The organism is Streptomyces sp. NPDC048277, from assembly GCF_040652235.1.
Lineage (GTDB): Bacteria > Actinomycetota > Actinomycetes > Streptomycetales > Streptomycetaceae > Streptomyces.
In genome coordinates this window covers 120607-141814 of sequence record NZ_JBEZLQ010000030.1, presented here as the reverse complement: position 1 = coordinate 141814, position 21208 = coordinate 120607, and the positions used below count along the sequence as shown (strand labels likewise).

At 72.9% G+C, this 21208-nt stretch carries 15 protein-coding genes; 7 read left to right on the top strand and 8 right to left on the bottom strand.

The genetic code is table 11. The features are described 5' to 3' along the window. Positions 1-507: 507 nt before the first annotated feature. From AB0D85_RS43485 to AB0D85_RS43470, 4 genes are all read left to right on the top strand, one after another. On the top strand, positions 508-1233 hold the full coding sequence (locus tag AB0D85_RS43485; protein WP_362333853.1) for a response regulator transcription factor: 726 nt from the start codon (positions 508-510) through the stop codon (positions 1231-1233). Beyond that, positions 1230-2720, top strand: a complete 1491-nt coding sequence (locus AB0D85_RS43480; protein WP_362333850.1) for an ATP-binding protein — start codon at positions 1230-1232, stop codon at positions 2718-2720. Before AB0D85_RS43485 ends, AB0D85_RS43480 begins: the two co-directional genes overlap by 4 nt. Positions 2721-2867: 147 nt before the next feature. Next, entirely contained in the window at positions 2868-4196 is a 1329-nt protein-coding gene (locus AB0D85_RS43475) for a DUF3500 domain-containing protein (protein ID WP_362333847.1), read from the top strand. A 193-nt stretch (positions 4197-4389) separates the two neighbouring features. Next, positions 4390-4995 (top strand): GPP34 family phosphoprotein, encoded by a 606-nt coding sequence (locus AB0D85_RS43470; protein ID WP_362333844.1) that lies wholly within the window; start codon positions 4390-4392, stop codon positions 4993-4995. Between the two features lie 76 nt (positions 4996-5071). Here AB0D85_RS43470 and AB0D85_RS43465 read toward each other — a convergent pair whose 3' ends face one another. Continuing rightward, a complete protein-coding gene (locus AB0D85_RS43465; protein WP_362333842.1) occupies positions 5072-5749 on the bottom strand; it encodes a hypothetical protein in 678 nt (225 codons plus the stop codon). Positions 5750-5892: 143 nt separating this feature from the next. Here AB0D85_RS43465 and AB0D85_RS43460 point away from each other — a divergent pair, with 143 nt between their 5' ends. Both AB0D85_RS43460 and AB0D85_RS43455 read left to right on the top strand, forming a co-directional pair. Then, on the top strand, positions 5893-6186 hold the full coding sequence (locus tag AB0D85_RS43460) for a hypothetical protein (protein WP_362333839.1): 294 nt from the start codon (positions 5893-5895) through the stop codon (positions 6184-6186). Between the two features lie 70 nt (positions 6187-6256). After that, a complete protein-coding gene (locus tag AB0D85_RS43455) occupies positions 6257-6904 on the top strand; it encodes a hypothetical protein (protein ID WP_362333836.1) in 648 nt (215 codons plus the stop codon). 146 nt (positions 6905-7050) lie between these two features. On the opposite strand, the gene AB0D85_RS43450 is transcribed toward AB0D85_RS43455, so the two are convergent. The 3 genes from AB0D85_RS43450 to AB0D85_RS43440 form a co-directional block, all read right to left on the bottom strand. Continuing rightward, positions 7051-11424, bottom strand: a complete 4374-nt coding sequence (locus AB0D85_RS43450) for an FtsK/SpoIIIE domain-containing protein (RefSeq protein ID WP_362333833.1) — start codon at positions 11422-11424, stop codon at positions 7051-7053. 88 nt (positions 11425-11512) lie between these two features. Next, positions 11513-11806 carry a WXG100 family type VII secretion target gene (locus AB0D85_RS43445; protein WP_242777669.1) on the bottom strand — a complete coding sequence of 98 codons (294 nt, stop codon included), beginning with the start codon at positions 11804-11806 and terminating at the stop codon, positions 11513-11515. Positions 11807-11889: 83 nt separating this feature from the next. Then, a complete protein-coding gene (locus AB0D85_RS43440; RefSeq protein ID WP_362333829.1) occupies positions 11890-13995 on the bottom strand; it encodes a putative T7SS-secreted protein in 2106 nt (701 codons plus the stop codon). Between the two features lie 201 nt (positions 13996-14196). Between AB0D85_RS43440 and AB0D85_RS43435 the strand changes: the two genes are divergently transcribed. Further along, the gene (locus tag AB0D85_RS43435; RefSeq protein WP_362333826.1) at positions 14197-15606 is read left to right on the top strand and encodes a hypothetical protein; all 1410 of its coding nucleotides are present in this window, start codon (positions 14197-14199) and stop codon (positions 15604-15606) included. On the opposite strand, the gene AB0D85_RS43430 is transcribed toward AB0D85_RS43435, so the two are convergent. The 4 genes from AB0D85_RS43430 to AB0D85_RS43415 all read right to left on the bottom strand — a co-directional run bounded on the left by AB0D85_RS43430 (position 15590) and on the right by AB0D85_RS43415 (position 21153). Beyond that, a complete protein-coding gene (locus AB0D85_RS43430; RefSeq protein ID WP_362333823.1) occupies positions 15590-16129 on the bottom strand; it encodes a sigma-70 family RNA polymerase sigma factor in 540 nt (179 codons plus the stop codon). The two genes, AB0D85_RS43435 and AB0D85_RS43430, sit on opposite strands and share 17 nt — an antisense overlap. A 96-nt stretch (positions 16130-16225) precedes the next feature. Further along, entirely contained in the window at positions 16226-19117 is a 2892-nt protein-coding gene (locus AB0D85_RS43425; RefSeq protein ID WP_362333820.1) for a BTAD domain-containing putative transcriptional regulator, read from the bottom strand. A 277-nt stretch (positions 19118-19394) separates the two neighbouring features. Further along, positions 19395-20174: an SDR family NAD(P)-dependent oxidoreductase gene (locus AB0D85_RS43420; protein WP_362333817.1), complete on the bottom strand. Its 780-nt coding sequence runs from the start codon at positions 20172-20174 to the stop codon at positions 19395-19397. 133 nt (positions 20175-20307) lie between these two features. Further along, the gene (locus AB0D85_RS43415; protein ID WP_362333814.1) at positions 20308-21153 is read right to left on the bottom strand and encodes an NAD(P)-dependent oxidoreductase; all 846 of its coding nucleotides are present in this window, start codon (positions 21151-21153) and stop codon (positions 20308-20310) included. Between the last annotated feature and the right edge of the window lie 55 nt (positions 21154-21208).

The following is a 21208-nucleotide window of genomic DNA, read 5'->3' as shown; positions in this document are numbered from 1 at the left end:
GCGTTCGCCGGCATCAGGGTGAGGGCGGCGGCCGCGGCGCCGGTGGTGGCGAGACCGGTGAGGCCGATGGTGCGCAGGCGGGCGATGCGGGTGCGAGTGTTCATGGTCATGCGAAAGGAAACCTCCGGTGGGGGACATCGTCGTGTCGGCTGCGGTCGGCGGCCATGTGGTGCGGGCCGCACGTTGCGAGCGGGAGCGGGGGGACCTGGCGGGTGATCCCGTTCGGTCCATCGCCTGTCTCCCGGCGACGACAGCAATGGTTAGCGGCGGACGGCGCGGGGCGCAATGATGTGACGTACTACCCAACTTAGGAGCAATGCCCGAAATAGCACCTTTATAGGGATTTACATCCTGTTCGGGGCGTTCTGTTCCTACGACGCCGGATAGGATGTGATCTGGCTCCTATGGGTGGCGTCACGCTTTCAGGGCCTCCGGAGGCGTCTCGAAGGGGGCTCGGGGGCGGTCGTTCCACAGCTCGCGGACAGGCCGCCGGGAGAGCATCGGGGCATGTCTGACACCCCCACACCGGCTGCGGGCGCGATCCGTGTGCTGATCGTCGACGACGAACCCGAGCTGACCGAGCTGCTGTCGGTGGCGGTCACCGCGGCGGGCTGGCAGCCGTTCGTGGCGCAGGACGGGTACGGCGCCCTGCGCACCGCCCGCAAGTGCGGCCCCCACGCCGTCGTCCTGGACGGCATGCTGCCGGACCTGGACGGGATCCAGGTGCTGCGCCGGCTGCGGTACGAGAACGCCCGGATGCCCGTGCTCATGCTGACCGCCCGGGACGCGGTGGAGTACCGGCTGGACGGGCTGTCCTCGGGCGCCGACGACTACGTCACCAAGCCGTTCTCCCTGGAAGAGGTGATGCTCCGGCTGCGCGGGCTGCTGCGCCGCTCCGGAGCCGGGGACGTGGTCGAGGACGAGGGGGTGCGGGTGCTCGGCGACCTGGTGCTCGGCGAGAAGACCCGCGAGGTGCGCCGGGGCGGCACCCCGATCTCGCTCACCGCGAAGGAGTTCGACCTGCTGCGGTTCCTGATGAGCCACCCCCGGCAGGTGCTCAGCAAGACACAGATCCTCGATCACGTGTGGAACAGCTCGTTCGACGGCGGCGGAAACCTGGTGGAGGTGTACGTCTACGGCCTGCGCGCGAAGATCGACAAGGAGCGCCGGCCGATGATCCACACCGTGCGCGGCGCCGGATACGTGATCAGACCGGCGGACGACGAGGCATGACGGCCCTCCGGCGGGCTCTGGACCGTCTCCACGGGCGTTCGCTGCGGGCCCGGATGGTCCTCGTCCACTCCCTCACCCTGGCCGCCGTCTGCGCGGCGATGGCCCTCGCCACCGTGACCGTCCAGCGTGTCTATCTGATGAGCGACCTGGACCAGCGGGTGACCGACGCCGCCGAGCACAGCCAGGGCGGCCGGGAGCACGGGCCGCCCGGTGCCAGCCTCGGCTTCCTCAACGAGCGGGGCCAGCACACCGGCACCCTGGCCGCCCTGATGGACGGGGACACCATCGCCACGGCCGAGGTGGTCACCGACGACGGCCCGCGCACCCTCACCGCCGCTCAGCGCGCCGCCCTCGGCGGCATCCCGGCGGACGGGACCCTGCACACCCGGACGATCCCGGGCCTGGGAACCTACCGGCTGACGGCCGTCACCGAGGACGGCACCGCCATGCTGGCCGGGCTGCCCGTCTCCAACGTCCTGCACATGATCGACTCCCTGGTGGCGGTCGAGGCCGGCATCGCCGGGGTCGGGCTGGTCCTGGCGGGTTCGGTGTCGGCCGTGGCGGTCCGGCGTCAGCTGCGGCCGCTCCGGCGGGTCGCCACCACCGCCGTCGAGGTCTCCCGGGCGCCGCTCGACCGGGGCGAGGTCAGCGGGCTCACCCGGGTCCCGGCCTCGGACACCGATCCCGGTACGGAGGTCGGCCAGGTCGGTGCCGCCCTCAACCGGCTGATCGACCACGTGGAGTGGTCCCTCTCCGAACGCCAGCGCACCGAGGAGCACATGCGGCGCTTCCTCGCCGACGCCAGCCACGAACTGCGCACCCCGCTCGCCTCGATCGCCGGGTACGCCGAGCTGATGCTGATGGGCGTGGGCACCCAGAAGATCGAACCGGAGCTGGCCTGGCAGCGCGTCTCCGCCCAGTCGGCGCGGATGACGGGACTGGTCGAGGACCTGCTGCTGCTCGCCCGCCTCGAAGAGGGCAGACCGCTGGAGTCCGCCGAGGTGAACCTGGCGACCCTGGTCGGGGACGCGGTGTGGGACGCGCGGGCGGCCGGCTCCGACCACCACTGGCAGCTGGTGCTGCGCCTCGACGCGCCCGCCATGGTCGCCGGCGACCCGTCCCGGCTGCACCAGGTGGTGGCCAACCTGCTGGCCAACGCGCGGGTCCACACGCCCGCCGGGACGCGTATCACCGTCACGGTGGAAGCGGCGGACGGCCACTGCGCGATCCGCGTGCACGACGACGGCCCGGGCATACCGGGCGACCTCCTGCCGACGGTCTTCGAACGCTTCACCCGGGGTGACGCCTCCCGTTCCCGCGCCCCCGGCACCGAGGGCGGGGCGGGGCTCGGCCTTGCCATCGCGGCCGCGATCACCCAGGCGCACGGCGGCCGCGTCGAGGTGGACAGCGCGCCCGGCGGCACCGAGTTCACCGTCACGCTGCCGCTCGCCGACAGCGCCGCCCAGATTCCCCTGAAGCTTTCCTGAATCCTCAGCGTCCTCACATAACCCCAGGTCACCGACGCTCTCAGGACTCTCCTGAGCAACTCCCTTCAGCGCAGCCTCAGTTGGGCGCACCAGGCTGGTCGTCCCGTGGCCGTCCACGAGGGACGCGCCCATGACGAAGGGAGCCGCATGCCCGAGATCGACACCGGTGACGGCCCGGTGCAGGGACCGGAGCACCCCGAGGCGAGTCGCCGTAACTTCATGCGCAAGGTGTTCTTCGCGTCCGGGGCCACCGCCCTGGTGACGATGGGCAGCGCCGGGACCTGGACGGCGCTCGCCGACGACGGCACGGGTACGGCCGACGCGTCGGCCAGCCCTTCCCCCTCCCCCAGCGCCGCGCCGAGCGGCGGCCCGGGCGGGGGCGCCGGTGGTCCGGGCAACCAGTCGCTGACGGAGGAGTTCTTCGGTCTGACGACGGACGGCAGGCGGATCGACGACCTGTTCACGATCCACTCCACCAGGGTGGACACCGCGCCGGTCATCACCGCCGCGAACGCGTTCCTGGACGGTCTGACCGACACCCAGAAGACCGCGACCCGGTTCACGGTCCACTCCACCGAGTGGCGGCTGTGGAGCAACATCGACTCCTACAGCCGGCAGGGCGTGTCGCTCGCGGACCTCAGCGACACGCAGAAGGACCTGGGCACGGCCCTGCTCAAGTCCGCGCTGAGCGCGGACGGCCTGGAGACCACGGAGAAGATCCGGAAGATCAACCAGGCGGCCGGCGAGGCGATCGGCAACACCACCTCGTTCAACGAGGACGCCTACTACTGGACCCTCATGGGCACCCCGTCCGCCACCGAGCCCTGGGGCTTCCAGTTCGACGGCCACCACTGCGTCATCAACTACTTCGTCCTCGGTGACCAGGTCGTCATGAGCCCCTGCTTCTGGGGCTCCGAACCGACCTCCATGGAGATCGACGGCGAGACGGTCACCGTCTGCCACGAGGAGGTGCTCGCGAGCCTCGCCTTCGTCAACTCGCTCTCCGCGGACCAGCAGTCGGTCGCGATCGTCTCGGCCACCAAGACCAGCGAGTCGATGAAGGCGGGCGCCTTCTCCGACAACGCGGTCCAGGCGTACGAGGGCATCCGCGGCAACGCCCTCACCCGCGCTCAGAAGCAGAAGCTCCTCGGCATCGTGGAGGCGTTCGTCGACCGGGCCAAAGCCGATGTGGCGAAGGTGCGGATGGCCGAGGTGCGGGCGCATCTCGACGACACGTACGTGACCTGGGCCGGTGGCACGGGTGCGGACGACGCGTTCTACGTCCGGGTGCACAGCCCCGTCGTCTGGGTCGAGGTCGACTGCCAGGCACCCGGCCCGCTGCGCGGCGCGTACGGCGGCACCGAGGGCGTCCCCACCCAGATGCACGTCCACTCGATCATCCGCACGCCCAACGGCAACGACTACGGCAAGGAGCTGATCCGGCAGCACTACCTGACGTCCCCGCACCACCGGTAGGCCCTGTCCGCCGCGGCGCCGCACACGACAGACGGCGTGTCGCGGCACATGGTGGTGGTACGGCATGGGCACGAGAGGTGACCAGTGCGGGTGAAGGACGAGAGACTGCGGGGCGCCCGTCACGGGCATCGTCTTCGTCCACGTCACTGTTGCCTCTGATGCCTCCGTCGTCATCTCTGTTGGGGAGTCCGACATGACCACACCGCGGGACCTGTTCATCGTCACCGTGTACGACGCCGCCGCCCGGCCCGTCGAACAGGGCGACCTGTCGCTGGCGCTCGCGGGAGCCGAGCTGATCGACCTCCTGGACGCCGGGGCCGTCGCCCTCGACGACGAACTCGTCGTGCCCACTCCCGCGGGCACGACGGGTGACCGGCTCCTCGACGAGGCGGTCGCGGCGCTGAAGCGTGCGGCGCCGTACGAGTCCGTCGAGGACTGGCTGTGGCGTCGGGGGCGCGGTCTGTCCGCCGCCTACCTCGCCGTACTGGAGGCGGACGGGACGGTCGCCCGGCAGCGCCGGCGCTGGCTGCCGCTGCCGACCGAGCGCACGGAGCTGGCCGACTCGCCCGAACGGGCCCGGGCGCACGAGCGCTGGGCATCGGGCGAACCCGTGCTCGGCGCGCTCGCGGCAGCCGTGGAGATCAAGGGCGAGGCGCCCAAGGATCTCGCCGCCGTCGTCTCCGACGCGACCGTGACGGTGGTGGCCGCCGTGAACGACGCCGTGACGGAGCTCGCCGCGGTACGGCAGCGCCGGGAGATCGAGGACGCCGCCTTCGACAACGTCTGGCGCGGGCTGTAGCGGCCACTGCCGTGCGCGGCGGCGGGCCGTCTCACCCGCTCGGCCCGTCCGTCGCGGCGGACGGGCGGTCCGCCCGCTACTGTGTCGCCTTCTCCCCGGTCGGGCCGACCGCGAACCACTTGCCGTCCAGGCCCTGGCCGTTGAGGTCGCCCGGCTTGCCGTCGCCCGAGAAGCGGTAGACGGGCCATCCGCCGACGGTGATCTGGACCTGGCCGTCCGGGCGGCGGATGGCTCCGACCTGCTTCGGGTTCACGCCCGCCAGGTAGACGTTGCCGCCCTCCTGGACGGTCACGGGCGGCCACTTCACCGCGCAGGCGCCGGTGCAGGCCGACTGCGACGGGGCGGCGGTGTCGTCGTCGAAGCGGTACAGCGCCGCCTGGTTGATGTTGATGAGGTGCGCCGCGGACAGCGGGGCGGAGGTCACCGCGGACAACTGCACCCACTTGGGCGGCGCCTCCTGCACCGCCGCCCCGACCACGGTGCCGCCGTTGCCGTTGAGTCCGGCGTCCTGCGCGGTGGAGTCGACCACCTGGAGCGCCGAGTTGCCCGCGGCCGGGGCCGACGTGCCGGCCGACGGGGACGACGAGGCGGCGGACGGGGACGGCGAGGTGGCCGGGGGCGAGCTGTCGCCGATGGAGATCGTCTTGCCGCAGCCCGACAGGCTCGCCGCACCGCACAGGGCGAGAAGGGATGCGACGACGGCACGGCGTGCGGCACCGCCGTGGAACAGCGGCCGGGTGAGGAGCGAGGTCATGCCTGCAACACGAGACAGGCGCCCGGAAGGGTTCACCGCCGGACGGGAGCGGTGGACGCGTCCGCGGCGGTGAACGTTTTCGGCCTGCCACGTCGTGTTTCCCGCAGAGACGAATCCTCACCGCACAGGAACGGGGGCCCGCAGTGGCGTCGGACGTCAACATCCCCGGGAGCGAACTCAAGGAGGCCCAGGACATGCTGGGCTTCGTGCACGACTTCATCGACATCGGACACCACACGTTCGACTTCGATGCCGCGTTCGGGCCCGAGCTCTCCCACGGCTCCGCACAGAACTTCGAGAACAAGTGGGAGGACGGCAAGCACCAGCTGCAGAAGCAGGTACAGGGCATCCGGGACGCCATCGGCACCATCCTGGACTCCTTCGAGAAGACCGACCGGGACGCGGTGGCCAACCTCGACGACGGCAGCGGCCGGTGAACTCCCCCGGTGAATCCCCCGACTTCCCCGACCTCTCCCCCACCTCTCCTCTGAAGGCGACGGCTGACCGATGAGCACTGCACAACGATTTCTGCTGGACATCCCGGACCAGTGGCAGCAGGTGGACCTGAGCGGCGAGGAACTGGCCAGGACCCGCGCCCAGGCGCTCGCCGCGACCGACGACCCGCGTGAGAAGGCGCGGATCAACGACATGTTCCGGCAGGGCCGGGAGGTGACCCGGGCGGCCCGCCGGTACGGGGCGCTGCTGGCCGCGGGCACGGCGACGATGTACACCGAGGGCCTGTTCATGGCCTACGGGATGGTCTTCGCGGTCAGCACGCCCGAGGGCGAGGAGCTCACCCTGCCCGTGCTGTCAGCCCGGCTCGGGGTCTCCTCGGCGACCGGGGTGGCGCCCAGGGACCGGGTCATCGCGTCGGCGAACGTGCCCCATGTGGGGACGGTGGCCCGCGTCACCGGCACCGAGGTGACCCGGCTGACCGGGGACATCGACGTCAAGCTGCTGACGATGCACACGATGATGCCGGTGCCGGGCAGTACCGAGGACTTCCTCGTGGTCACCCTCGCCAGCCCCAACCTGCCGCTCAAGGGCGAGGTGTACGACCTCTTCGACGCCATCACCAGCACCTTCCGCTTCGTGACGGAGGACGGTGTCCAGGTCTCCCCGAACGGCGGCGGGGGCGACGGCGTCGCCGCCTGATCCACGCGCCGCACGGGATGGCGAAGGGCGGCCGGGCCCCCACGGTCCGGCCGCCCTTCGCGGCTCCGCGGGACCGCCGTCGTCACGGGCCCGCGGGGCGGAGGGAGGCGCGCCCCCTGAGGGGAGGGGGGACGCGCCTCCGGGCTTCAGAGCTCCGCTTCGAGGAACGGCACCTGGACCGCCCGCAGCGTTCCGTCGCCCAGGTGCAGCAGGCCCCGGCCCGGCTGCGGGGCCCGTCCGACGACGCCCCGGCTCAACTTCACGCCGATGACCTCGCCGTCGCTCAGCCCCTGCGGGGAGAGCAGCATGCCGGTGCGGTTCCTCTTCACCTGGCCCATCCAGCCGGCCAGGCTGAGCGCCAGCGACTCGGCGTTGCCGGCCGCGAGGACGCCCCAGCCGGTGCCGGCGCCGCCGCGGGCGAGCAGCGCGAGGTCGGGGTCGATCTCGGCGCCCATGAACAGTTCGGCGTCGTCCACGACGATCACACCGTTCTCCTCGGGCACATTGCCCAGCGCCTGCCGGAACTCCTGGGCGGGCACCTCGGCGTCGGTGATGACGACGGCGACGCCGGGCCGTCCCCGCAGCTGCCGCAGCGGTGAGCGGCGGGGCGCCAGCACGATGAGACCGGTGCCGGCGGCAAGGAGCGACTCCGCCGCGATGAGCAGGGCGGTGCTGCGGCCGGTGCGCGGCGGCCCGGCGACCACGAAGGTCGGTACGTCCGCCAGGTCGGGGCCGAGCGAGGTGAGGGTGTCCCCGCCGACGGCGACCAGCGGCCGCATCGGCCCGCCGTGGGTGTGCAGGGCGAGCGCGTCGGCGTAGGCGATCCGGTCGGGGAGGACGTCGAGGCGGATCGGGCGGCGGGCGGCGGGGACCGCGGACTCGCGTTCGGTCAGCTCCTGGCCCAGGGTGACCAGGACCTCGGCCTGCGCGGTGCCGGAGAGGTCCTCGCCGAGCACCGCGATCTGGGCCTCGCTGAGGTCCTGGGTGCGGATGCCGCGCCCCGGCGCGGGGTCGGTCGGGGCGGACTTGGTGGGGATGCCGACGCTGGAGTAGTCCTGGCGGTCGTTGAGCCTGAGGACGATCTTGTCCTCGGTGGTGCCGGAGAACCGGCTGCTGCCGAGCACCCGGTCGCCGGCGAGGACGACATGGATGCCGACGCCCGCTCCGTCGCGCAGCAGCCGGATCATGCGTTCCAGGTAGCTGCCGTTGTCGTACGCGGTGAACTCGCGCTCGAAGACCTCGAACCGGTCGACCATCAGCACGATGTGGGCGAGCCGTTCCTCCGCGGGCTGGGCCCGGCGCAGTTCGGTCAGGTCGGCCGTGCCGCGGGCGCCCAGGATGCTCTGGCGGGCGGTGAGTTCGGCGCCGAGGCGGTCCAGGAGCCGTCCGAGGCGCTCGATCTGGTTGCGGTCGACGACGGCGCCGCAGTGCGGCAGCGCGGTCAGGGCGTTGAGGGCGCCGTTGCCGCAGTCGATGCCGTACAGGTGGACGTCGTCGGCGCCGTGGGCCTGGCCGAGGGCGGCGGCCAGGGTGCGCAGGGTCTGGGACCGGCCGCTGCGGGGCGAGCCGACGATGTGCAGATGGCCGGCCCGGTCGAGGTCGAGGACCAGGGGGACGCGGGTCTGCTGGGCGGGCAGGTCGACCATGCCGTACTCGACGGCGGGCAGGGCCGCCTCCCGTTCGGCGGCGGGCTTGGGCGCGGGCGGCGGTGTCCACGGCAGCAGGTCGGGCAGCGGCGGCAGCCAGGGGCTGGGCTGGCGCGGTACGTCGGCGAGCCGGGCCGCCTGCGCGACGGCACCCGCGAGGACCGCGAGGTCGGTGACGGCCTCCGTCTGCGCCCCGCCCGAGCCGCCCCGGGAGCGGGCGGCCGGCAGCGGGCCGCCGAGGTTCTGCCAGGTCACCGGTTCCGCGCGGACGGCCACCTCGGTCCCCTCGGCGGCCTGGCCGCCGGGGCGACGGCCGCCGACCCGTCCCGACTGGAAGGGCAGCAGGGCCGACGGTCCGAGCCGGGCGTAGGCGCGGCCGGGGTTGGCCGGGGAGATGTCCCCGGAGTCGGGGGCGTCGATGATGTCGCGGCTCTCGCTGGTGTCGGTGGTGCGCAGCGCGATCCGCAGGTTGGTGTTGGCGCGGATGTCCGGGGTGACGGCCCCGCCGGGACGCTGGGTCGCCAGGACCAGGTGGATGCCGAGCGAGCGGCCGCGCTGAGCGATGTTCACCAACCCGGAGATGAACTCGGGCAGTTCGCGGGCCATGGACGCGAACTCGTCGATGACCAGCAGCAGTCGGGGCAGCGGGGGCAGCACGTCGCCGCCGCGGGCCCGCTTGTCGAGGTAGTCCTCGATGTCCTTGGCGCCGGACTGCGCCAACTGGGTCTCGCGACGCCGCAGTTCGGCGCCGAGGGAGACCAGTGCCCGCTCCACGAGCCGGGTGTCGAGGTCGGTGACCAGGCCGACGGTGTGCGGCAGGTCGGCGCACTCGGCGAAGGCGCTGCCGCCCTTGTAGTCGACGAGCACGAACGTCATCTCGTCGGGCCGGTTGACCACGGCGAGGGTGGCGACCAGGGTCTGCAACAGCTCGGACTTGCCGGAGCCGGTGGTGCCGGCGATCAGCGCGTGCGGTCCGTCGCGGACCAGGTCGACGGCGAAGTCACCGTCGTATCCGACGCCGAGCAGCGCCCGGGTACTGCGCCCGCCCAGCGACCAGCCCGCCACCACGGCCTCCGCGGTGGGCGGCTCGATGCCCAGCAGGTCCAGCAGGCGTACGGCTCCGGGCAGCGCGCTCTCGTCGCTGTCGCCGACACCGCGCAGCGGGGCGAGCGCGCGGGCGAAGTGCTCGTACCAGTCGGGCTCCGGCGAATCGCTGCGCACGTTCTCCAGCGCGGCGCCGGAGCCGGTGCGCACCCGGGAGGTGCCGGCGCCCGGTTCCGTGACGACGACGGCGCCGCACTCCTCGGGCAGCAGCCGCTCCTCGCGGTCGATGCAGACGGTGTGGACGCCCACGGACGGGCCGTCCCGCAGGAGTGCGATCACACCGGGCAGCGAGCGGGCCCTGCGGGCCTGTTCCAGGACGACCAGGACGTCGGGGTAGCCGTTCGCCCCGCCGCGGGTGACGTCGGGTCCGGCGGCCATACGGGAGGCGACGAGCTGGCCGAGTTCGCCGATGCGCCGGGCCAGGGACTCGGCGGTGCTGCCGATCAGGGCGTAGGCGTCCTCGCCCTGGGCCTGGGTGTGGGGCAGCCAGCGGGTCCAGGACCAGTCGGGTTCGCCGTCCGGTCCGGCGAGGACGACGATCCGCAGGTCGGCGGGGCTGTGCAGGGCGGCGGCCTGTGCGGTCAGCCAGCCGGCGAGCCGGGTGGCACCCGGGCCCGCGACGCCCGCGACGCCGGCCCGGCGCAGCGCCACGGCGACCGGCACCTGGTTCAGCCAGGGCACGGTGCTGCGCCGGTGCTCGTCCTGTTCCGGGTCGTCGACGCCGACGGACGAGGGCAGGTCGGTGGTGCCGACCCGTACGGAGAGGAAGTCGGGGTCCTGCCAACGGCGTTCCCACAGCCGTTCCGAGGGCTGGGCCGCCATCTGGAGGAGCGTGGCCGGGTCGGGCAGGGACAGGCGCAGGTTGTGCTGTTCCTCCAGCACGGCCGCGTCGATGTCCGCGCGGACGCGGGCCAGCGTCCTGTCGTACTCCGCCTTCTTCTCCAGGTACTTGAGCATCGCCTGCTTGCGGCCGCCGAACTGGGTGACCAGGGCGGCGATCGGGGAGAGCAGGGCGATGAAGACGAAGGACCAGCGGTGGGTGACGAAGATGGCGATCGCCGCGCTGCCCGCGGGCAGGAGGAGGATCGGCAGCAGCGGGATGGGGCGCTTGTCCGGCTTGACCGGCGGAGCCGGCAGCCGGAACTTGGCGCCCGCGGCGGGCGGCAGGAACCTCGGCGGCCGGTTGAACTCCAGGCCGAGACCGTCCTGGGCCGGGGTCAGCGGGGCGCGGGCGGTCGGGCGTGAGGTCAGCTCCAGCAGGATGTCGCCGACGGCGAGCTGGCTGCCCTCCCGCCAGGGGGCGGGGCCCTGTGCGGGCTTGCCGTCGACCAACGCCCCGTCCGCCATGAGGAGTTCGGCACCGCCGTCGAGGCGGACCCGGACCCGGGCCGCGAGCGGCGGGGCGCCGTCCGCGAGGCGGATACGGCACAGGGGGCCGCTGCCGATGTCGTAGTCGCCGGGGACCAGCCGGAAGACGGTTCCGGCGCCCGGGCCCGACACCAGCCGGACCTCGGTGCGGCCCTCGGGCTCGGGCTCCCTCGGGAGGGGAGCGCCGAGTCCGAGGTCCATGCCGTCCCGCACCCCGGCGCCCTGGAGGGTGGTGTGCGGGTCGACGGGGGTCGAGCCGATGTAGAGGGGCGGCTCCCCCGCGGCCGCCCCGCCGTACCCGACGGCCCGTGCCAGCTCGGCCGCGAACCTGCCCGTCTGCGCGGACGGTTCGGTTTCCACGGCGACGGTGGCGGACACCCCCTCGACCTCAGGGTCACGCACGCTGACGGTCAATCGCACTGCTCATCGTCCTTCTCGTGTGGAGGTGGCTGCGGCACCGCCCGCCGTGGCGGCGAGCCGGGCCGGTGGGTCAGGAGAGGTTGGAGCCGAGCTGGCTGTCGGTCTGGTCGAAGGCCTCGCCGACGGACTTCACGTACTGGCCGATGCCCTGGAGACCCTGGTTGACCTGCTCGAAGCCCTTGGCGAACTCGTCGAAGAACGGCTGGAACTTCTGCTGGGCGGCCGGCGTGCTGTAGCCGTCGGCGAGCAGGTTGGTGATCTTGCCCCGGACCTCGTTGAGCTTGTCCTGGAGCTGGGAGAAATCGTTGAGCAGGGCCTGCGAAGTGGACGAGGTGGTGTCGGAGTTGACGGCGTAGTTGGGCATGGGAGTACTCCTTGCTGGTTGTCGGTGCGATCCGTCCCGGTCGGGGACGGAGGACTGGGTGTGCGGACGGCCCGGCGGCGGTCTCAGCCGCCGCCGGTGCCCTGACTGTCCACGGGGCTCGTCGGCGCGGTGACGAACCCGTCGCCGGACGAGGACGAGGACGAGGACGGGGCCGGGGACGGCGACTCGCTGCCGGCGTTCGACTGCGAGCCGGACGTGTCGATGGGCGGGAGCGTCGGGCGCGCCGGGGAGGAGCCGCTGTCCGGGGTGGTGGGCGAGGGCGGCGTCGGGTCGCCGGAGTTCGGTGACGACGGGTGCGCGGTCGTCGGGGAGGGCGGCAGCGGCACACTCAGGGGATCCGCCGGAGCCGGAGCGGACGGCCGCGCACCGGTCGGAGACTCCGGAACCGGCACACTCGCCGGATCCGCCGGAGCCGGGCTGGACGGCCGCGAACCCGTCGGAGCCGCCGGATCCGACGGAGCCGGGTGGGCGCCGACGGGCGTGTGCCCGGGGTCCGGCGCGGAGGGCTGCGCCCCGGCCGGTGTGTGCCCAGAGTCCGACCCCGACGGCTGCGCCCCAACCGGCGTATGCCCAGCATCCGACCCCGACGGCTGCGCCCCAACCGGCGTATGCCCAGCATCCGGCCCCGACGGCTGCGCCCCAACCGGCGTATGCCCAGCATCCGGCCCCGACGGCTGCGCCCCAACCGGCGTATGCCCGGGATCCGGCGCGGCGGGCGGGGTGTGCGCCGGGGCGGTCGACGGCCTGGGGCTGCCCTTGATGGGGATCTTGCCGGTGAGGCCGTCGAGCGAGCGTCCGAGGCCCGCCTTGCCGACCGGTCCGGCGCCCAGCTTCGGCGCGGAGTTGGCGATCTCCCCCGCCGCGACCTCGTTGGGATCACCGCCCTGGGCGATACCCACGCCGATCTTGGTGCCCAGCGTGGCGCCTTCCTCGACGAAGCCTCCGACCTGGTCCGCGGCCCGCTTGCCCACGGTGTCCCCGGCCGCGGGCGCCGTCGTGTCGCCGAACCGGCCGCCCTTGCCCTCCTCGACCGGCGGGTTCCCGCGGTTCTTTCCGATCCTGCCGATGCCTCCCTTGAAGGCGGCTCCGGCCACCGCCCCGGCCGCGGCCCCCGCGAACACGCCCGCGGCCGTGATCTGGTCGTGGTTGGCCGCCTTGGCGCCCGCTTCCAGGGCCGAGTTCTTCAGGAAGTTGCCGGTGATCTCCGCGCCCACCTTGCCGACGGGGTGGGCGAGGACACCACTCACGATCTTGCTGTTGGTGACGGACTCCCCGATCTTGGTGATCGAGGTGGTGCTCCTGGCGATGAAGCCGGAGTTCTTCACGGCGGCCACGGCGGCCGGAGCGATCGCCTCGACCGCCCTGCCGCCGAACTTGAGCAGGGAGCCGCCGGGGACGATCCCGAGCAGGCCCACGATGAAGTCACCGGCTTTGATACCGCCGGTCTGACTGGCTATCACTTGGTTGAAGACGAACAGCGCGCCCCCCAGCAGCGCACCCACCACCGGGAAGAACACCGCCACGACGGCGACGAGCGCGGCCAGCAGGATCTGGACGAACGGGAAGTCCTTGAAGAAGTCGGCGATCTTCTGGAAGATGTTCCGCTCCGGAATCGCTTCCTGCGCGGCACGGTCCAGTACGTCGGCGCACTGGCGCTGCGCGCTCTCCCGCATCGATCTGGCCTGTTCGGCCAGGCTCCTGGCCGCGCTCAGCTCGGACTTGCCGGCGTCGATGGCGTCCTGGGTGCTGCGTGCCGCGGACTTCTCCTGGTCCGTCGGATTGGCACCGAGTTCCTTGGGCGCCTGGTTCGCCCGCGGCGCCGCGGCCCGTGCCTGGTCCACCGCCCGGTCGAAGGTGTCCTGCGCCTCGCGCAGCTGCGGCATGTAGTCGCTGTAGGCCTGGGCCGCGTCGTGGTACGAGGTCATGGTCTTGGTCAGCTTGTCGGGGAGATCGTCGCCGATCTTCTCCTTCAGCTGGTCCATCGCCGAACCACGGCCCTGCGTGATGGTGCCGTCCTTCTTCAGGACGTTCAGTGCCTTCTCCGCGGCGTCCCCGATGTCCCGGTACCGCCGCATCACACCCTGGATCAGGTCGGGGTCGCCGGGGGTCGGGTCCGAGTCCATGCCGACGAGCTGGAAGTCCTCGGGACTCGCGTGCCGACGCGCCATTGGGATCCCCCGGTCCGGTTCCTGTGAGTGCTGTTCGGCAGGTACACGAGGTCGGTGTCACGGAGGGTTCAAACCGAGTCCGACCCGGAGCCGGCCCGGGAATCGGACTCGTGGTCGGAGCCGGAGTCCGCTTCGAACGTTTTCACCGCGCGGCTCCGTGTAGTCGGTGCAACGGAACCAGAGAGGGCATGGGTGGACACGATGAGCAGCAGCACGGACCGCGGGTCCGGGCACGGGCCGGCAACCCCCGCCGTACGGACACTCCTGCGCGCCCTGGTGGCGCTGCTGGCGGCGTGCCTCGTGGCGCTGGGCGGGGCCGCCTCCGCGCACGCGGCCCCCGACGACGATCTGATCAAGGTGTTCGTGGTCCCGGACCCGGCGCAGACGGGCGGGCAGCTCGCCACGCTGCAGTCGATCGCCGTTTCGACGCTGGGCGACGCGTCGCGGTCCGGTGAGATCTTCGACCTCAACCGAGGTCAGGCGCAGAAGGACGGCGGGGCCCTGGACAGCCCCGCCGATCAGCTGCACCCCGGCTGGATCCTGCGGCTGCCGCAGGACGCCTCGGGACCCGAGGTCCAACTGGCCCGGGACACCGGGAGCCAGGGCGGCGCCACCTCCGCTCCCCCGGCGTCCGGCCGGCAGACGTCCACGGAGTTCACCTTTCCGCTGGCCGCGGCCGTCGCGGTGCTCGGCACGATCCTGCTCGCGCTGATCACCGCCGGAATCGTCGGCAGGCGCAAGGTGCGGATCGCGTACGCCGCCGTCCGGCGCGCGGTGCACGCGCTCGGCGAACCGATGCGGCGCAGGCGTCGGCTGATGCAGCGTCAGGCGACGGGCCGCCGGTTCGCCACCGACGCGGACTCGGTACGACAGGCCTACGGCGCCCTCGGCGAGTTCGCGGCCACCCGGCAGCAGCCGGAGCGCCCGGTGCACGCGCTGCGCGTCGACAACGCGGGGGTGACCGTGTGGCTGGCGGCCTCCGACACGGCCGACGCCCCGTGGACGAACCTCGACGGCACCCGGTGGCGCCGCCCGGCCGCCGCCACCGGCTGGCTGAGCCGCGGCGAGGAGGCCGGTGTCACGTCCCAGGCGTCGATCGGCGCGGCCTGTCTGGTGCGGGCGGGCACGGACGCCGACGGCGAGCCGGTGTTCGTGGACCTCAGCCGGCTGGACGGTGTGCTCAGCGTGAGCGGGGACCGGGCGGTGGCGCGGGATGTCGTACAGAATCTGCTGGCGGAGATCGCGCGGACCCGGCCGGACACTCCGGTGGCCGTGCTGCGCGGGGCGGACGGCGCCCTGCCGGTCGCCGTGCCGGCGGGTCTGCGGCAGCTTCCCCGGGTCGACGCCCCGGCCCCGGCGGCGCCTGCCGAGGGGCGGGGGACGGTGCGCGCCGGTGCGTCGCGCAGGCCGGTGCGGGGGCTGGTCGTGGTGGCCGGCACACCGGGCGGGCCGGAGGCGGCCGAGCTGGCCGCCCTGTGCGGACCGGGCGGCGCGGGCTGGACCGGGCTGGTGTACGGCGAGGCGAACGGCGCCCACTGGCGCTGGCGCACCGACACCGAGGGCCATGTCGACATCCCGGTGCTGGATGTCCGGCTCACCGTTCCGGCCTGAGATCCTCACCGGCCTTGGCCCGCAGGGTGTTGAGGGCGTAGTGCCGGCGGGACTTGACGGTGCCGGCCGGTATGCCGAGGAAGGCCGCCGTCTCCTGCGCGGTCCGGCCGCACAGGTAGGTGTGCAGCAGCACCTCCCGGTGCTCGGGGGACAGCTGCCGCAGCAGGTCCGTCGCCTCGACCGAGGCCAGCACGGCGCCGGAGTGGTCGGGCAGCGGGACGTCCCGGTCGTCGGCGCCGATGGTCTCGTGACGGGCGGCGGCGCTGCGCATCCGGTCGACGACGAGGTTGCGGGTGACCTTGAGGAGCCAGCCCCGCACCGATCCCTCCGTGCTGTAGAGGCGTTCCGCGTGCGGCCAGGCGCGGATGAGGGTCTCCTGGACGATGTCCTCGGCCGTGTGACGGTCGTTCAGCAGCTTCTCTGCGTAGGCGAGCAGCGCCTTCGCGTGGTCGGACACCATGGTGTGCAGCAACTGGTCGCGGCGCGCGGCCGACGCGGGGCGCGCGTGGGTGGTCGTGGTCATCTTCGAGTTCCTGACGGGATCGGCGTACGCACCTCCCGCTCCGGTTGGAGCGGAGCGGGGAGCGTAGGCAGGGCCCGCTTCCGGAACTCTGACGGTTTACTGACGATCCGCTGGATCGGGTGCTCTGAGGCCGTTCAGTCGCACGCGGACGTCCGCGGCTTCCGGGTGGTCGATCTCCTCGAGGATCTCGAGTGCCTGGCGCCAGGCGAGCGCGGCCCGGGTGTCGTGGCGGGCCGCGCGGTGGGTGTCGCCGATGTGCACCAGGGTGTCGGCCTCCAGGTAGCGCTCGCGGCTCTCCCGGTACAGCCGCAGGGCATGCTCGTAGCATTCGAGCGCATGGTCGTGTTCGTGCAGGTGGTGATGGGCGTAGCCGAGGCTGTCCCAGGCGGAGGCCGCGCCGTTGCGGTCGCCGGACTCCTGGTGGACCGCCAGCGCCCGGGCGCACTCCTTGAGGGCGTCTTCGTACGCGCCCATCAGGATGTACGTCCACCCCACCTCGTTGGCGACGTACGCCTCGCCGCTCGGCCATCCGGCCGTACGGTAGAGGGTGCTCGCGTCGGCGTAGTGGCCGAGGGCCTCTTCGTGCCGTCCACGCCGGTTGGCCAGGTAGGCGAGGTGGCGGTGGACCCGGCCCTGGCCGACCGCGTCGCCGGTCTCGCCGAACAGTTCGAGGGCGCGCGCGAGGTGCGCCTCGGCCTCCTCCCACCGGTCCAGGCGACCGCTCGCGAACCCGAGCGCCTTGTGACCGTGTGCCTGGCCCCGGATGTCGCCCAGCCGCTGGGCCGCCCCCAACGCCGTTGCCTGCGCGGAGAGTTGTTCCTGCCAGCGGCCGGCCCGGTCCAGGTACAGGTCCAGGGTCGCGGCCAGCTGCCAGCTGTGCTCACCGCTGCCGTGCCGCGCGTCCTGCTCGATGGCGGCGAGCACCACGGACCGGTTCGTCTCCAGCCAGTCGTTCGCTGCGGCCTGGTCGGGCAGGCGTGGGACGGTCACCCCGGCCGCGTGGGGCCGCAGTCGGAGGCGTTCACGGGTGGGCGCTATGACGCTGTCGGCCGTGTGCGCGGTGTGCAGGTAGTGGTCGAGCAGCCGGCGCCGGGCCGCGTCCAGGTCCTGCGCGCCGTCCTGGACCCGGCCCAGTTCACCGGCGTAGGCGCGCAGCAGTTCGTGGCAGCCGTAGCGGCCGGGCACGGGCTCGGCGAGCAGATGGGCGCGGACCAACTCCGTGAGCAGCGGCCGTACGTGGCCGACCCGTTGTCCGGCGAGGCTGGCTACGGCGGCGAGGGAGCAGTCGGGGCCCGGGTTCAGGGCGAGCAGCCGGAAGACGCGGGCGGCGGCGGGGGTGAGCAGCCGGTACGACCAGGAGAACGCGCTGCGCGCGTCCGCGACGGGGGCTTCTCCGGAGAAGGCGTCGAGGCTGTCCTCGCTGTCACGGAGTTCTTCGGCGACGGACGCGAGCGGGAACGTCGGGTTGACGACCGCGCGGGCGCTGACGATGGCCAGCGCCAGGGGGAGGCGTCCGCACAGGGCGATGATCTCCGCGACGGCTTCGGGTTCGCGGGCGACGCGATCGGCGCCGAGCCGGCGGGACAGGAACTCCCGCGCGTCCGCGTCGCTGAGCACGTCCAGGCTCAGGAAGTGCGCGCCCTCGCCGGCCACCAGGCCGTAGAGCTGGTTGCGGCTGGTGACGACGACCATGCAGCCGGGCGCGCCGGGCAGCAGGGGGCGGACGTGCTCGGTGTCCCGCGCGTTGTCGAGGACGATGAGGACGCGCCGGTCGGCGAGGAGGCTGCGGTAGAGCGCGGCCTGCGCGTCCAGACCGGCGGGGATGCGCTGCGCGGGGACGCCGAACGCGTCGAGGAAGGACCGTATCGCCTCCGCGGCGCTCATGATCGAGCCGCTGGGGTGGAAGCCGCGGAGATTGACGTAAAGCTGTCCGTCGGGGAAACGGCCGGCGACACTGTGCGCCCAGTGCACGGCCAGGGTGGTCTTGCCGACGCCGGCCATGCCGCCGATGGCGCTGATCACCACCGTCGACGGTGGTTCGTCGGTGGTGGGCAGCAGGGCCCGGACGCGGGCGAGTTCGCTGCGCCGTCCGGTGAACGCGGCGAGGTCCACGGGCAGTTGGGCGGGGCGCACGGTGGCGACGGCCGGCCGGGCCGCCACGGCTTCGGCCGCTCCCTCCGCGCCTTCGGCGGGCTCGGCCGGCCCGGTACCCGTGGACCGGGTGTGGGCACGGCCGAGGACACGCTGATGGGCGGCCTGGAGTTCGGGGCCCGGCTGGACGCCCAACTCGTCGGCGAGCCGGGTGCGTACGGTCCGGTGGACGTCCAGCGCCTCCGCCTGGTGTCCGGTGGCGGCGAGCACCAGGATCAGTCTGGCCTGCAACCCCTCGTCCAGCGGGTGCTGGGCCGCGGCCTGCCGGAGGGTCACCAGGACCCGGGCGCCGAGACCTCCGCCTGCTTCCAGGGCCAGTTCGGCGGCCTCCTTGACGGCGGCCAGGTGCTCGTCGTCGAGGGCGGTGAAGGACGGGTGGGACCGCACCTCGGCCGCGATCCCGGAGGCCGCGGGCCCGCGCCACAGCTCCAGTGCCTCCATCAACAGCTCGGTGGCGGCGGCCGGTTGTCCGTTCCGCGCCGCCTGGTCCGCGTGGCGCCGCAGGGCCCGGAAGCGGAGCAGGTCGAGGGAGTCGGCGTCCACGTCGAGGCGGTAGCCGCCCGAGCCGCGCACCAGCCAGCGGGACTCGCCCCTGGCCGGAAGACCGGGTTCGAGCAACCGGCGCAGCGCTCCGATGTGCCGCTGGACGACGTTCACGGCGGTGTCCGGCGGGTCCTGTCCCCAGAGCGCGTCGACTAGGTCGTGGACGGCGACCGGATGCCCCGCCCCGGTCAGCAGCAGCGCGAGGAGTGCGCGCTCCTTGGGCGGTCCCAGCACCAGTTCCGTGTCGCCGCGCCAGGCCCTGACGGGGCCGAGCACGGCGAATCGTGTACGCAAGGAGTCCCCTGTACCGACGGTGACGACATGAGAAGCCGACGCGTCCGGCCCCTGGGGCCGCGCGGCTTGGCATGAGCATAAAGTCAGTACGGTCCCGGCAGCGCATGGTTCCGTCGCCGTGGAGCGTCGCACACGCCAAACCGGCCACACCGCGCGGACATCCACGCGCCGGCGCCCCTCGACCTGCACGGTCCTGAAGGCCGAGGCGTCCGGTCGACGAGGTCGCCCCGCTGTTTCAGTGCGGCGGCAGCGGCTGTGGGCTGAACGGGGTGGTGGGTCAGCCGGCCCGGTAGCGGGTGGCCAGTGCGGGGTTCTGGCCGCCGAAGGCCGCCAGGTCGGCTGCGAAGACGCTGTCGAGGAGGGCGGCGTCCTCGACGCCGGGGGCGCAGACGACTTCGCCGAGCTGCAGGCCGCGCAGGCCGGCGGTGACGACGTCCTCGGCGCTCATGCGCGGCACGGCGCTCAGGTCCATGCCCTGGCGCTCGTGGAACTCGGTCGCCACCACGCCCGGGCAGACGACCATGACCTGGACGCCGGTGCCCTCCAGCTCGGCGCTGAGGGTCTGGGACATGGCGACCAGGTGGGCGAGGCTGCCGGCGTAGACGGCCCGGCGGGGCATCACCGAGCTGGGCGCCGGGCCGCTGAAGGCGATCATGCCGGCGACGTTGACGATGGCGCCCCGGCCGCGCCGCTGCATGCCGCCGACGGCGGCGCGCATGAGCTGGGTGGGGGCGAGGACCTTGACGTTGACCAGTTCGCGGGCCTTGTCGGCGGGCAGGTCGGCCAATGGCATGTAGTGGGCGACGCCCGCGTTGTTCACCAGCAGGTCCAGCGGTTCGGTCGCGCAGATCCGCGCGACGGTGTCGATGCCTTCGTCGGTGGAGAGGTCGGCGGCCACGGATCGGACCTCGACCTCGGGGTGGGCGGCGGCGAACTCGTCGAGCCGCTCCTGCCGTCGGCCGACGACGATCAGGTCGTGGCCGTCGGCGGCGAACCGCTCGGCGAATGCCCTGCCGATGCCGGAGGTGGCGCCGGTGACCAGTGCGAGGGTGCTCATGGCTGCTGTTCCTTTCGGCTGCCGGGCAAAGCGGCCGGCAGTGGGGTTGGTGCGGAGTGGGGAAGATCGCCCCGGCAGCGGGGCGGACGGTCTCGTACGGTCCATCGCGTGGACGGCCGACGCGGCCCGCTGTTCACGGATTGAGCCGGCCCACCAGGCCGGGCAGCCCGCGGGCGCCGGTGAGGCCCCGTGCGGTGACGGCGGCGGCGTCGATGCCCGCCTCGCTCATGGCCTGGTCGAACAGCTCCATGTCCAGGGCCTCGACACCGGAGAGATGCCGGACGGTGTCGGGCGTGACCATGGTGTTCAGCAGGGTCAGGGCGGCGCTGGAGGCACTGCCCAGTTTCAGCACCTCGACCAGTCGGACCGGGTCCAACCCCAGCTGGGCGGCCAGGCCGACGATCTCCTCGATGGCCGCCTGGTTCATCATCAGCAGCGCGTTGTTGAACAGCTTGGCCAGCTGCCCGGCCCCCGCGTCGCCGAGATGCAGGACGTGCCGGGAGAACGCGGCGAACACCGGCTCGCACCGCTCGGCGACCGGCCGCGGTCCGCCGACCATGGTGGTCAGCCGGCGTTCCTCGGCGGCCGGACGGCCACCGCTGACCGGGGCGTCCAGGACCTCGACACCGGCCGCGGCGCACATCCCGGTGAGCCGCACAGCGGTGCTGGGCAGGCCGGTGCCGTGATTGACGACGACCGACCCCGGACGCAGCCCCCGCAGCAGCTGCCCGGCCAGCCGCAGGACATCGTCATCGGTACCGACGCACAGGGCGACGATGTCACTCACCGCGGCCAGATCCGTGATGCCGTCGTGGCGCACATGCGGCACACCGCTCAGGCCGTCCAGGGAAACAGGGCGGCGGGCCCACGCGTGCAGGGGGCGGCCTGTCCGGGCGACGGCCTTCGCCATGGGCAGACCCTGGTCACCCAGCCCGATCCAGCCCACGGCAGGAAACCCGGATGTTCCTGTTGGTGTCATGCGACCACTGTGCAGACAGAATATTCGAATAGGCAGTAGACCTGTCTTCATAGGA

Bases quoted from the DNA above. Each gene is read 5' to 3' on its own strand.
- AB0D85_RS43480 (WP_362333850.1), top strand. From the start codon at position 1,230: ATGACGGCCCTCCGGCGGGCTCTGGACCGTCTCCACGGGCGTTCGCTG.
- AB0D85_RS43435 (WP_362333826.1), top strand. From the start codon at position 14,197: ATGAGCAGCAGCACGGACCGCGGGTCCGGGCACGGGCCGGCAACCCCC.
- AB0D85_RS43485 (WP_362333853.1), top strand. From the start codon at position 508: ATGTCTGACACCCCCACACCGGCTGCGGGCGCGATCCGTGTGCTGATC.
- AB0D85_RS43470 (WP_362333844.1), top strand. From the start codon at position 4,390: ATGACCACACCGCGGGACCTGTTCATCGTCACCGTGTACGACGCCGCC.
- AB0D85_RS43430 (WP_362333823.1), bottom strand. From the start codon at position 16,129: ATGACCACGACCACCCACGCGCGCCCCGCGTCGGCCGCGCGCCGCGAC.
- AB0D85_RS43475 (WP_362333847.1), top strand. From the start codon at position 2,868: ATGCCCGAGATCGACACCGGTGACGGCCCGGTGCAGGGACCGGAGCAC.
- AB0D85_RS43445 (WP_242777669.1), bottom strand. From the start codon at position 11,806: ATGCCCAACTACGCCGTCAACTCCGACACCACCTCGTCCACTTCGCAG.
- AB0D85_RS43455 (WP_362333836.1), top strand. From the start codon at position 6,257: ATGAGCACTGCACAACGATTTCTGCTGGACATCCCGGACCAGTGGCAG.
- AB0D85_RS43440 (WP_362333829.1), bottom strand. From the start codon at position 13,995: ATGGCGCGTCGGCACGCGAGTCCCGAGGACTTCCAGCTCGTCGGCATG.
- AB0D85_RS43415 (WP_362333814.1), bottom strand. From the start codon at position 21,153: ATGACACCAACAGGAACATCCGGGTTTCCTGCCGTGGGCTGGATCGGG.
- AB0D85_RS43465 (WP_362333842.1), bottom strand. From the start codon at position 5,749: ATGACCTCGCTCCTCACCCGGCCGCTGTTCCACGGCGGTGCCGCACGC.
- AB0D85_RS43420 (WP_362333817.1), bottom strand. From the start codon at position 20,174: ATGAGCACCCTCGCACTGGTCACCGGCGCCACCTCCGGCATCGGCAGG.